This is a genomic window from Photobacterium halotolerans DSM 18316 (assembly GCF_000425165.1).
In the GTDB taxonomy this organism is placed as follows: Bacteria; Pseudomonadota; Gammaproteobacteria; order Enterobacterales; family Vibrionaceae; genus Photobacterium; species Photobacterium halotolerans.
Map to the genome: position 1 here is coordinate 30683 of NZ_AULG01000017.1, position 12423 is coordinate 43105.

At 46.3% G+C, this 12423-nt stretch carries 14 protein-coding genes; 8 read left to right on the forward strand and 6 right to left on the reverse strand.

Translation table 11 applies throughout. The features are described from left to right. Positions 1 to 70 precede the first annotated feature (70 nt). The 5 genes from vxrA (at position 71) to H511_RS24295 (ending at position 4606) form a co-directional block, all read left to right on the forward strand. Positions 71 to 1510, forward strand: coding sequence for a sensor histidine kinase VxrA (gene vxrA / locus H511_RS0104925; protein WP_027251304.1), 1440 nt, complete (start codon positions 71 to 73; stop codon positions 1508 to 1510). Continuing rightward, positions 1485 to 2153 (forward strand): response regulator transcription factor, encoded by a 669-nt coding sequence (locus tag H511_RS0104930; RefSeq protein WP_027251305.1) that lies wholly within the window; start codon positions 1485 to 1487, stop codon positions 2151 to 2153. The genes vxrA and H511_RS0104930 overlap by 26 nt, the downstream gene beginning before the upstream one ends. Then, a complete protein-coding gene (locus tag H511_RS0104935) occupies positions 2150 to 3013 on the forward strand; it encodes a DUF2861 family protein (RefSeq protein ID WP_248616576.1) in 864 nt (287 codons plus the stop codon). The genes H511_RS0104930 and H511_RS0104935 overlap by 4 nt, the downstream gene beginning before the upstream one ends. A 159-nt stretch (positions 3014 to 3172) precedes the next feature. After that, positions 3173 to 4369, forward strand: a complete 1197-nt coding sequence (locus tag H511_RS0104940; protein ID WP_027251307.1) for an NnrS family protein — start codon at positions 3173 to 3175, stop codon at positions 4367 to 4369. 78 nt (positions 4370 to 4447) lie between these two features. After that, positions 4448 to 4606 carry a YoaH family protein gene (locus H511_RS24295; RefSeq protein ID WP_081669192.1) on the forward strand — a complete coding sequence of 53 codons (159 nt, stop codon included), beginning with the start codon at positions 4448 to 4450 and terminating at the stop codon, positions 4604 to 4606. A gap of 72 nt (positions 4607 to 4678) precedes the next feature. Here H511_RS24295 and nadE read toward each other — a convergent pair whose 3' ends face one another. Then, positions 4679 to 5515, reverse strand: a complete 837-nt coding sequence (gene nadE, locus H511_RS0104950) for an ammonia-dependent NAD(+) synthetase (protein ID WP_027251308.1) — start codon at positions 5513 to 5515, stop codon at positions 4679 to 4681. A 180-nt stretch (positions 5516 to 5695) separates the two neighbouring features. On the opposite strand from nadE, the gene H511_RS0104955 reads away from it, so the two are divergent. Both H511_RS0104955 and H511_RS0104960 read left to right on the forward strand, forming a co-directional pair. Continuing rightward, positions 5696 to 6226, forward strand: a complete 531-nt coding sequence (locus H511_RS0104955) for a nicotinate-nicotinamide nucleotide adenylyltransferase (protein WP_027251309.1) — start codon at positions 5696 to 5698, stop codon at positions 6224 to 6226. Between the two features lie 67 nt (positions 6227 to 6293). Further along, a complete protein-coding gene (locus H511_RS0104960; protein ID WP_027251310.1) occupies positions 6294 to 6842 on the forward strand; it encodes a hypothetical protein in 549 nt (182 codons plus the stop codon). An 85-nt stretch (positions 6843 to 6927) separates the two neighbouring features. Here H511_RS0104960 and H511_RS0104965 read toward each other — a convergent pair whose 3' ends face one another. Further along, complete coding sequence (locus H511_RS0104965) at positions 6928 to 7617, reverse strand: AraC family ligand binding domain-containing protein (RefSeq protein ID WP_027251311.1); 690 nt, start codon at positions 7615 to 7617, stop codon at positions 6928 to 6930. Between the two features lie 194 nt (positions 7618 to 7811). Between H511_RS0104965 and H511_RS0104970 the strand changes: the two genes are divergently transcribed. After that, positions 7812 to 8921: a 1-acyl-sn-glycerol-3-phosphate acyltransferase gene (locus H511_RS0104970; RefSeq protein WP_027251312.1), complete on the forward strand. Its 1110-nt coding sequence runs from the start codon at positions 7812 to 7814 to the stop codon at positions 8919 to 8921. A 32-nt stretch (positions 8922 to 8953) separates the two neighbouring features. Here H511_RS0104970 and H511_RS22615 read toward each other — a convergent pair whose 3' ends face one another. The 4 genes from H511_RS22615 to rpoS all read right to left on the reverse strand — a co-directional run bounded on the left by H511_RS22615 (position 8954) and on the right by rpoS (position 12386). Then, a complete protein-coding gene (locus tag H511_RS22615) occupies positions 8954 to 9505 on the reverse strand; it encodes an OmpA family protein (protein ID WP_081669193.1) in 552 nt (183 codons plus the stop codon). Between the two features lie 87 nt (positions 9506 to 9592). Next, entirely contained in the window at positions 9593 to 10507 is a 915-nt protein-coding gene (locus tag H511_RS0104980) for a LysR family transcriptional regulator (RefSeq protein WP_027251313.1), read from the reverse strand. Between the two features lie 272 nt (positions 10508 to 10779). Continuing rightward, positions 10780 to 11325, reverse strand: coding sequence for a YceB family lipoprotein (locus H511_RS0104985; protein WP_027251314.1), 546 nt, complete (start codon positions 11323 to 11325; stop codon positions 10780 to 10782). 185 nt (positions 11326 to 11510) lie between these two features. Then, positions 11511 to 12386 carry an RNA polymerase sigma factor RpoS gene (gene rpoS, locus H511_RS22620; protein ID WP_051287881.1) on the reverse strand — a complete coding sequence of 292 codons (876 nt, stop codon included), beginning with the start codon at positions 12384 to 12386 and terminating at the stop codon, positions 11511 to 11513. Positions 12387 to 12423 lie beyond the last annotated feature (37 nt).

Here is a 12423-nt window from a genome sequence, read left to right on the forward strand (position 1 = left end):
CTTTATAGTTATCTGATCTAATGACAATTTTCTGACAATACTGAACCGGTGAATGTTAAACTTCCGCGCTATGAAAAAGTATGTGCTAATTATTTCTATTCTGTTTACAGGCTCCCTTAAAGCGGAGACGGAAAGTTTGCCTGATCGCATGTCAGCGGCTCGTGCTGAATTGCTTTCCAGTAAACCTCTGGCTACATACGATTTTCGTCAGTTACAAAGTCGCTACCCGACACCGTTACTGTTGCCATCCAGTTTGTTGCCGCAATCAGCCAGGTACCCGCTATCGGCGCTGCGGCACCTTTATCAAAATGCGGAAACCTGTAAGGGCCCCTGGCCTGTCAGTCCTTTGGTAACACATCCTGTCGTGTTTACTCGCGCGATGTGTAACAGCGTTGTGTTACCAAGAGGCTGGTTTGTACGTTCAGGCTATATTCATCCGGGCGGTGGGAGCTATGCTGTGCGTTATCTGGAAAAGTTTCCTAATCGCCAAAAAGAACTGGAGAACTACTTACACATTCAGGAACGTGATTTAGCGGCGACAGGCACTGTGCTGGGGCGATTACAGCGGATGAGCAGTGAAGAAATCCGAGTGTTTATTGCCGGTGCGGAAGCTTTTATCTCCAATGGTGAGCTTTGGATCCGGAATGGGAATGAATACCATGTCTATGATCAGCCGACATGGGCCCAGGCACTGGCAAAGCATGATCTGCACTTCACGCGCCTGATTACCACAGATTTCTGTTTAGTCAAAAGTGGTAACATTTGCTGGCAGGAAGAAGATAAGTCGTACCTGACGACCTATTTGCTGGCAGGGTTGCTGGTTGTCAATATTGGCTTACTCATGGGCTGGGTGATGTATCGCTGGCGTATTCGCCGGCGCGCCATGCAGGAAAGAATGCTGGTCCTGCAAATCTTGACTCACGAATTACGTACACCAATCGCAAGTCTTAGCATGACGGTGGAAGGTTTTCGTCGTCACTTTGATGCTTTGCCTGAAACCCTATATGATGAGTTCAGACGATTGACCGAAGATTCACGCCGATTAAGGCAGTTGGCTGAGGCCAGTAAGGATTACCTGCAGGCGAATCATCAAGAATTGAGTGTTCAGAATCTGGAGTCCTTTAATGAATGGATTGAATTTATTGCAGAACCCTATGATGTGACCTTGTCACTTGCTGAGGACCGTAGTGTCAAGGTCAATATGTACTGGCTTGGAACCTGTATTGACAACTTGCTGTCCAATGCTCACAAATATGGCCAGGCCCCGATTGAATTAACATCATCGTTCAAAGATGGAAAATTGATTGTCATAGTAAAAGACCAGGGAAGTTTAGGTAGTAAGGATTGGGCCCGGCTGAGAAAACCCTTTGTGAGTGAAAAGGGCTTAGGTTTGGGACTGACAATCGTTGAATCGATGATCCGTCGAATGGGTGGGCGGATGAAATTAATAGGTCCGCCAACCACTTTTATTTTGGAGATACCGTGTGAATCAAACTCTGCTACTGGTTGAAGATGACCGCAACCTTGCTGATGGTTTGCTCGAATGTTTGAAAGAAGCAGGCTATGAGTGCCTGTATGCTGACTGTGCAACCAATGTTGAAAATCTGTGGGCGCAAGCCGATCTGGTTGTTCTTGACCGCCAGCTACCGGAAGGAGACTCGCTGACTTACCTTGAAGGTTGGTTAAAGCTGAAATCGGTTCCTGTGATTCTGCTTACAGCAATGGTGTCTGTGAATGATAAGGTGATTGGGCTTGACTCAGGCGCCAAAGATTACCTGACTAAACCTTTTGCTGAAGAGGAACTGCTGGCACGTATTCGTGTTCACTTGAGAAATGGCGAGTCTGAATCGCAAAATGCGAACCTCATTGCTATCGGTGAAACGCTGATTAATCTGGAAAGCCGTGAAGTGAAGCAAAAAGGGGACTCTGTTACCCTTACTCGTACTGAATTCGAACTGCTTGTTTTCCTTGCAAAGCATTCAGGCCGGGTTTTCACCCGGGACGAGCTGCTCGACCAGGTGTGGGGCTATAACCATTATCCGACAACACGTACTGTCGACACTCATATCCTGCAGTTACGCCAAAAGCTGCCGGGCATTGAGATCGAAACGTTGCGCGGTGTTGGCTACCGGATGAAAGCGCCACAAGAATGAAATCGCTGTGGGTGACACCTGTCTTTGGGATCATGACATGTCTGTTCATGATCCCTCAGGCATCGGCTAAATGGTTTGTGGGTAAGGATCTCTACACTGTCGCGCACCAGCGTTTGCTGGAAGGGAACACAGCTGCCAGTTTCGAGACTATGGTTCAGGCCTGGCAACAGCTTCCTTCTGAGGAGCAGCAGGCTAATCTGAATGATTTACTTGAGCTTGCCATTACAGAAGATTGCGGTTTCAGTTTGAAACAGCGAAGTCTGCCTGAGTGGTTGTCTAAAGTGGCTGTTCGACGTGAAGTGATCCAGAACCTGAATCAGGTATTACTGAGGTTGTCTGTGACGGGAATTACTCAGGCTAAGCAGCTTGAGGTCACGTTTTCCCGCTGGCCAGATACGCAATTCAGCATGCCTGCGGTTTCAATTTCTGAGAATGGCCAGTTTGTCTCAGAGTCTCGCCGGTTAGATGAGCCCTTGGCGGCAGGTCTTTATCAGTTAAAAATAACGGCAGGCAAGGAGCGAAGCTGGAATTCCTGGGTCATACTGACCAAGCCGGATCCGAAACAGAAAATTGGCTGGAAAGACAGTAAAAACTGGCGTATTGAACGTGAAGTCTTACCCAACTCAACCTGTCCATCGCCTGTATTGTCGATGAATTTGTTTGACTTGAACGATACAAACTGGAGCCCGATCTGGACTCAGGATGTCGATGGCAAGCTACCGACAAGTTTGCCGGCGATTGATGTGCCGGATGGCCGCTACTGGCTGAGTGTCGGGCTGATTGAAAGCCGCTGGCAGGGAGACATCTCTATTTTGGATATTCAGCGAATAACCCGGCCTGTTGATTATCCTGATTTTTAACAGCGCAGGGTAACGACCCCACTGCGTGAACCTGAAACGATAGCGCAGGTTTGACCACCGGTAACCAAGACCAAAGTGTCTTGGTTTATTGTCTTACATCAACCCGTCTTTTTTATATTTGTCTATTATGTCTTTTTTACTGTAAGTAGTGAAAAGCACATGCAAATTGTTGATAAAGCTTCCGCGCTGAAGATCCCCCCGATTTTACGTTTGGCATTTCGGCCCTTTTTCCTGGCTGCCGGTCTGTTCTCCGTTATTGCAATGTTGATCTGGTCTGGCTTTTGGTCTGGCTTCATGCTGTTCCCTATGTACGGCAATCCCGTGTGGTGGCACAGTCATGAAATGCTGTTTGGGTTTACCGGTGCGGTGATTGTCGGATTTCTGCTGACTGCAGTACAAAACTGGACGGGTATTCCTGGTATCAGCGGCTGGAAGCTGGGGCTGGTGTTTGCAATATGGCTGATTGCGAGAGTGTCGCTGCTGGTTATGGCTCCCCATCCAGCCTGGATGATACTTGACCTGCTGTGGCTGGCTATGGCGCTCCTTTTCCTGGCGATACCTGTAATCCAGACTCGCCAATGGCGAAATGTGCTTTTTCTGCCAGTACTATTTTTGTTGTTGTTCCTGAATGCTCGTATGCATGGAATAGTGCTGGGTTGGAACCATGTTCCACTGAGTACTGTGGCATTGCAAACGACCTTGTTGATTGCTGTGCTGATGACTGTCATGGGGGGCCGTGTTATCCCATTCTTTACGGCGCGTGGTACACAAACTGAACCCATCACACGTATACCCTGGCGTGAACATGTAGCTTTGTGGCCCATGTGGGCTGTTTTCCTGTCATCATTACTGATCTCATCCGGGCAACCATCAATGTGGTTTGGCGGCTTATGTCTGTTTGCGGCATTGGCACAAATTCCGCGTCTGGTGCGTTGGCGAACGAGCAGAACGTTCAGCATTCCATTGTTGTGGATGCTTCATTTAGCCTATTACTTTACTGTTTTGGGAGTGTTCCTGTCAGGTATCAGTCAGGTTTATCCTCAGCAATTAGCCTACAGTATTTCACTGCATGTCATAACAGTGGGTGGTATAGGAGGCATGATACTGGCGATGGTTGTCAGGGTCTCATTAGGTCATACCGGCAGGGTACTGCAGACAGGGAAGCGGATTCTGGCCGCTTTTGTCATTCTGTTTATAGCTGTGTTAGTCAGGACTTTACTGATAGTGATGTTTCCGGGACTAACGCAATACGCCTATATACTGTCCGCATTACTGTGGGCGGTATCCTTTGGGATATTTTGTATTGTGTTCTGGCCGATACTCACTCAGGCTCGTGCTGACGGGCATCCGGGCTAGGGCTTTTGAATTATCAATGACAGGCTGATAAAGAGCCGTTAGAATGGCCTCCCTATCAAGAAGTATACAGGGTTCGTTATGTTTGGTGATTCGTCAATTTCTTTAACTCACGAAGAGCAGCAAGAAGCGGCAGAGCGAATTCATGAGCTGATGGCGCAAGGCATCAGCAGTGGAGAGGCAATTCAAATTGTTGCTGAACAGATCCGCCAGAGCAAGAGTGCGGATAAGAGTCAGTAATTATTACAGTCAGACTCACAGAAAGGGCTTTGCATTAACGCAAAGCCCTTTTACTTTTTAGCGACGGTTCGCTTAATCCTGATCGTAGATGGTCGGGATTGGCTGTCGTTTATGCTGAGTGGCTTTATAAATACCGATCAGCTTCTCCTTCACAGAATCACTGACTGCTTTGCCTTCAAGAAAATCATCGATTTCGTCGTAAGTCAGCTGTAGTGCCTCTTCGTCCGTCTTTTGGGGTGTCAGGCATTCAAGATCGGCCGTTGGCACTTTGTGAACAAGCTCTTGCGGTGCGCCAAGGTAATCTGCAATTTGTCGTACCTGGCGTTTACTCAGACCAAACAGTGGGGCTAAATCACAAGCGCCGTCACCCCATTTGGTATAAAAACCGGTAATATTCTCTGCCGAGTGATCGGTTCCCAGAACAAGCCCGCCGACCAGACCGGCGATCTCATACTGTGCCACCATGCGGGTACGCGCTTTAACATTTCCTTTAACAAAATCGACTTTACTATCATCTTGCGGAATAAGGCCGGTGCCGCTCAGTGCATCCAGTGTGGCAGCATGTGTTCCATCGACGCCTGGCTTAATATTGACCGATACTGAATGAGTCGGACGGATGAATTGTAATGCCAGCTGGGCTTCGTCTTCATCTTGTTGCTGGCCATAGGGCAAACGAACGGCAATGAACTGATAGTCTTCAGATGCTGACTCAGCATTCAGGCCATCCACCGCCAGTTGAGCCAACCGGCCGCAGGTAGTGGAATCAACCCCACCACTGATACCCAGCACTAAAGACCTGCAATGCGCTTGTTTTAGCTTGTTTTGAATAAAAGCAACGCGACGCTGAACTTCAAATTCAGCGTCTATCACTGGGAGTACCTGCATTTCTGCACGGATAAGCTGTTCCATGACATGAATCCTCTGTGCTTTGACCAATTTCTGGACATTCAATACCGAATACTGGTGAAAGCGGTAAAATGTATTAAACCTTTTACGAAATCATGCGATAACTCTTAAGTAGGATCAATGCTGATTGAGAAAGAAATTGGTATTTTTATTTTGTTCAGAGGGGAAAGAGGCAACAGGAGTATGGCAAAAAAGATCGCAGTATTTGGCAGCGCATTTAATCCTCCCAGTTTAGGGCATAAATCTGTGCTGGAACGGCTGTCCCATTTTGATCAAGTTTTACTGGTTCCCAGTTATTCTCATGCCTGGGGAAAAGTCATGCTTAATTATGACTCTCGTTGCACTATGGTTGCTGCTTTTATCGCAGATTTAAATTTTGCCAATTTATCTCTTTGTCGAATAGAGGAAGCAATCTCACAAAATGGTAAACCAGTGACTACCTATGATGTCATGTGCTCCCTGCAAAATGAACATCAGAGCGCAGAGCTGACTTTTGTTGTCGGGCCTGATAATTTTTTAAATTTTTCAAAGTTCTATCGCGCTAAAGACATCTTAAGTCATTGGCAGGTTCTCAGCTGCCCTGAAACGGTTCCCATTCGGAGTACTGATATTCGTGATAATATTGTCAAAAACAGGCCAATTTCACATTTAACAACCCCCGGTGTCGCTAGAATAATAACCTCAGAGCATTTTTATGTTGCTGGTGATGGTTAAAAATAAACCAGTCAGTATTTCTGTCGCCTATAAGCTTAAAGTCCGGAAAATATATTAAGGGTGTTTCGTGAATCGGGTTATTCGAAAATTACATGTTGCTCTTTTGCAGATCGGGCTGTTGTCTTTTTCGTATTCTGCATCCGCTTTACCTTGCCACTTTTATAGCCAGAAACAGCTGAAAAACTTGTCAGAAGATGACAGAGGCGCTTACTTACTGACCTGTTTTCAGCCCCTGACGGCAGGAAGAGGGGGGGCATATTCTACTCAATTTGTGCCATCAGCCGAAGACAGTATGCGCTGGGATGAAGCTGAGAGCCACCATGAAAAAGACGTATCTTTTTGGGATGACTGGCACTCTGATTCCGGTGGTCCAATGCTGAAAGATAACTCATCGTCCACTTTCTATGGTCTGGGTTTGTGGCTACCCAAAAAATATGAAGGTTTGGATATCATGACGCTGCAAGATGCCAAAGAATGGGTCATGAAACACGGTGTCATGATGAGTTTTGGACTGGGTTCAGAAGACGGTCAATCTACCAAGTACCGAATTGATTACATGTGGCATGAAGATGAGCGGGATGGCGTCATGCTGCAGGTAGATATCCCGCTTAAGTAACAGTCGTTTTTATACTTACCCGGCAATCTGTAACCAGCTACCTGTAATAGATAGCCGGGTGTTTTTGTGAGGCCAAGCCGAAGCTTTAGAATTGGTAGTCAGCAAGAGTTTGGCCAAGTGCTTGCAAATGGTCTAATTGGTATTCAAGTTCATTGGCAACCTGCTCAGCATTCCTTCCGGATCGGGAGAGTCTGATGGCTTCACGGACGATAAGACAGGCTTCAAGCTCACGTACGCTCATCCCCAGAATGGCTTCGATTGATGAGAAGCCGTCATCAGAGGCAGGTGATTGCCTTTCAAGTAGTTTTTTCAGCACCGATTGCAGTTTGCCAGGAAGAGCAGGACAAATTTGTTGTGTTACAGGTGAAAACTTCGCCGTTTGATCAACAATGACTGCGAGTATCCGTCCTGCAGGGCTATGATTGGTTTGAGATTGCGCTTGAGATTGCGCTTGAGTTTGGTTCAGCTCTTGCAGCAAAGCGTTCAGAAGTGGTGTAACAGTGACAAAACCTGCTTGCTGACATAGCGGTTGCTGAAGGCGGGCCGAGAAATTAACCATGTTATAACGACAACCCGGTAATACAGTTAAAGCATGAAGGCATTCGAAGGGTACCCAAAATCCACTACCTGCGGTTAAAACGAACTCATGTTTGCCCAGCCGTAACAGGGCGGCACCTGTATTGACAGTAATAAGGTACGCGGTAACATTTTTTCTGCGAGCGCCCACGGCCAGCAGGGATTGTTCAACCTTTGTATATTCAATTGCCTGGTTCATGTAGTTCCTCTGAGTCAAAGCCCGCACATAGTGTTCGGTTTTACCTCCGGGGTCAAGATGCTCAGAGTCGGGTTAAGTAGGAAGAAACTTTGCTGATCAGACCTCCAACCATTAAACTGTTTGGGGTCGATCATTGGGTAATCCATCAAATCTGCGTAGAATGGCGCGATTTTAAAATTAGATGAAGCAACATAGTGCAAACAAATAACGATATTTATAAAGATATACGCCCCTACAATGACGATGAAGTCAGTGGTGCGATTCAACGCTTAATCAATGATGACGAATTCATCAATGCTATCCTCAACTACCGGTTTGCACAGCTATCTGGTGTGTTTGGCTGGCTGTTGCGTCCATTGATAAAACGCTTTCTTGTCCGTAAATGGTCAAGTGTTAAGACGGTAGAAGACGTTCAGCTACAAGTTGCCAAGTATATGGCTGCGACCATAGAACATTCTTGTGACGGCGTCACACATTCTGGTTTAGATAAACTGGACCCCAATAAAGCGTATCTTTTCATCTCCAATCACAGAGATATCGCTATGGATCCGGCTATGGTGAACTGGTGCCTTTACCACAATAACCTGAACACAGTCCGTATCGCTATCGGTGACAATCTTCTGAAGAAGCCCTGTGCGACAGAGCTGATGCGTTTAAACAAAAGCTTTATTGTGAAACGTTCAGTGAAAGCGCCGCGTGAAATGATGAAAGCACTGGGTCTGCTGTCAGATTATATTGCCAACTCTATCGAAACAGGTCACTCGATCTGGATTGCTCAGAAAGAAGGGCGTGCGAAAGACGGAAACGACAAGACGGATCCAGCATTGCTGAAAATGTTTTACATGGAAGGGCGCAAGCGGAAACAGTCTTTTGCCGAGTTCATGACTCAGCTCAATATTGTGCCTGTGGCCATTTCTTATGAGAATGATCCCTGCGATTTAGCCAAGGCTAACGAACTGAATGCCAAGCAGACAACGGGCAGCTATGAGAAAGGCGAGTTTGAAGATATCGAAAGCATTGTACAGGGCATAGTCGGAGAAAAACGACGTGTTCATGTGAGCTTTGGTGATGTGATAGAGCAACCGTTTGAAACCCCGGAGCAACTGGCTGAAGAAATCGACCGTCAGATAACGGGTATTTATCACTTATTCCCTGCAAATTACATTGCTGCCGGCATTAAAGACGATTCCGTCACTGAAAGTGAAGAAGCGAAGTTTAACAGTAAACTGGCTTCTCAACCGGAAGGCGTGGCGGAGATCATCAAGAAAATGTATGCCTTCCCGGCGTTGAAAAAACTGGGATAACTTGGCATCTTTTCCTGTGAAGGAGCTGTGGTTCAGAATTTTCCGTCCTCATCTGAGGCATTCAATGTTCTGACCACAGTCTCTGGCGAAATGACCTCAACCCGGCTGTTCGACCCGGATGTGGCAGGATCACCGTTGCCCTGGGCAACGACCTGAATACGTTCTTCTGCAATCCCAAACACAGATGCAATATAAATGGCTACGCTGAACGCCCGTTCATATGATAACGCCATATTATCTTCTTCATTATCACTCTCTGAACTGTGACCAATGATGATTACGTTACTGTCAGGATGCTGCCTGAGTCTGACTGCAATGGGATCGATTTTCAGCTGCTCACGTTGCGAAATTTCAAAGCTTCCCGTGTCGAAAAAGACGGTTTCACTGACTTCAGGAATTTCCGTAAGGATTGCTTTTGGGGGCGGTGGCGGCTCAGCCACCTCTTCAACTGTTGCCGGCGTGCCGGTTGCTGCTGGCGGCGGTTCAGCTTCTTCCTGAGTGGCGCAGCCAGCCATAATCAGTAACCCTGATAAAAGTATGATGTGGAGACACTTTTCCCGAATGTAAGCTGAAAGAGTTAACATGGCTGCTCACCTGTAAGAACTACCTATAGGTGTAGAACAGTAAGTCAGGTTCCTCAACTGCAGTTCTAAGACGTGGCAGCACAGCGACTACTGCCGAGGCTGGAAGGGATGGCTGGTCATCCATTCCGCCATAAAGTCGATAAAGGCTCTTACTTTGGGGGCCAGGTACTTGTGACGCGGATAGACAGCGTACATGGGCAGCGCTAATTCTGGTTTCCAGTCTGCCAATACCTGGGTTAACTGCTGAGTTTCCAATTCATCGTGGATCAGGTAGGTGGCCAGATAGGCGATACCTGCACCTGCCTTTGTCGCCTCTAAAACGGCCGGGGCATTATTGATTCGGTAGCTGCCTGTGACCCGCACTGACTCTTTTACGTTTTCTTTTGAAAAGTCCCACTGGACATATTTGCGATCCCGGCTTTCATAGGTAATGCAATTGTGCTTGCGTAAATCAGCAGGTGTTTTGGGTTTGCCGTGCAGAGCGATATAGTCCGGAGATGCGACAACGATGAATTCGCAATCGACGAGTTTTTTCGCAACCATGCCTTCAGGCGGGTGTTCGTGAATGGCCAGCCAGCAATCGAAGCCTTCTTCCAGCAGGTTAGGACGATGATCAAAAAGGCTGATTTCCAGTTCAAGTTCAGGATGAGCACGCTGAAAAGCGACCATTGCGGGTGTGATATTGGTGTTCCCAAATGACTGGGCGACACCTATTCTGAGTACGCCTTTTATTTCATTTCTATACCCGGCCACCAAGGCTTCTGCTTCTTTTACGGTATCAAGCAGTTGCTGCCCAAATTCGGCATATTGCAGGCCAATATCAGTGAGGGCAACAGTACGTGTGCTGCGTTGAACCAGTTGACAACCCAGGCGCTCTTCAAGAAATCGAATTTGCTTGCTGACCTGTGATTTAGAAATGCCAAGGCGCTCAGCGGCACGTGTGAAGTTCTGTTCGTGACTGACAGTGGCCAGGATCACCATTTGTTGCAAATTTTCTAACATCAAGGGGTTACCTGTAATGTGTCATACATAAAATAAAATTGTCATACTCAGTCTCACCGTTTGCTAGTGTAAACAATCACAATTTGATTCGGTAGTTATGATCCAGGATTCATTGAAAAGAAGCTGATTTTCGCCACTTGAGGCTGGTCGCTAGCCGCTTTTGTCATTCTAACTGGGTACCTTAATGCACTATAACTTATCAACTGTCATCAAAATAAAAGCACTGATACAACATACATTGCACAGTGCTTACACAACTTCATAAAAGCTTATCAGATTTGAATTACCAGAGAGTGATTTTTGATTTTTAGCTCTGGTCTGGCCGTTTTCAGAAGAGATTGCTTAAAGTCGTCTTCCTGAAGTTTGTAGACAGGTATCTTCAAGAGATATTGTCCCACGATCTCGATTAACGGAGAAAGTACCTGGCTACTGGCAAAAGGACCCAAAGTGTTTGGAGTGATGTCCAGCGATTCTACTTTCAAATTATTCAGGTACACAGCCCCCTCACTTTTATCGTAATAGGGGATAGCGCTGAAATTGACATTGATAGCCACTTTTTGCTGTGGTTGGCCTTTGATACTGATATCTGCTTTAGATTTTGCTGCGAGATTAATACGATCTGATGCCGAACGACCAATACCGACTTTGATGTCGTTAAACAGAACATGAGCCTGGACAAATCCGCCAAATCCTACCTTTTGCTCTACACGCGCCTGTTTATCAAGGTAATTCTGTACTTCTTGTTCCGTAATACTATAGCTGGCACAAGAAGTCAGTAAAACGACAGAAGCAAGGAAACACAGTTTTCTGAATATCATGATCTCTACACTGCTAACTGAAAGGGTTAACCCAAATTATGAGTAAAATACAAATCTCTGCCAATCTATTTGGCAATAAGGATTCTTGCTCTACAGCCAGGGGAAGGTGTCAGAGTTCTGTCAAATACCACAAAAAGAGAAAAGCCTGGTAAGTTACCAGGCTTTATCGATGTAAAAACTGTCAATTATGCCGTTTCAGAAAACAACATCTCTAAGCTGTAATTCTCACGCTGAAGTGCATTTTTCAACTTATTCAACGAGCTAACCTGCAGTTGACGAATACGTTCGCGGGTAAGGCCCACTTCTTCTGCCACTTCCTGAAGTGTTTGTGCTTCATAACCCAGTAAGCCAAAGCGACGACACAGTATTTCTCTGTCGCGTTCATTCAGGCTTTTTAGCATAGTCAGAGCGAGTGCGTGGATGTCAGATTGATCCATCGACGCATCCGGGGCGGTCATGTTGGTATCAGCGATGAAAGCTGCGATGGAATTTGAGTTGCTGTCGTCCGACAAAGACTGGTCGATAGACACCACTGGTGTGTCATAGGACAGGACTTCCGAAATTTCATCCACAGACTTTTGCATTTTTTCAGCAACCTGCTCGTGAGTAGGCTCCTGATTACTGTTTTTCATCAGCTGTTTGTGGGTACGCAGTATGGTATTGATTTCCTTTGATACGTGAACAGGCAGGCGGATGGTTCTTCCCTGGTTGTGAATCGCACGTTCAATGGTTTGTTTTATCCACCATGTTGCGTACGTCGAAAAACGGAATCCACGTTCAGGATCAAATTTTTCAACAGCAGTAATTAAACCAATATTGCCTTCATCAATTAAGTCGCTAAGCTGCATCGTGCTGCCACGATATTTCTTAGCAATACTGACCACCAAACGCAAATTACTCTCAATCATGACAGATTTTGCGTGTGGGTCGCCAGCAAGGCTTTTACGACTGTATTGAACTTCTTCTTCTTTACTGAGTAGTGATTTATGCGAGATTTCCTGCAAATACAAATGAATAACATCAGTATCAAAGCTACTTACTTCCTGTGTATTGACATCCATATCTGGTCCCCTCTACAAGGTTTGAGCAAGCTAACTA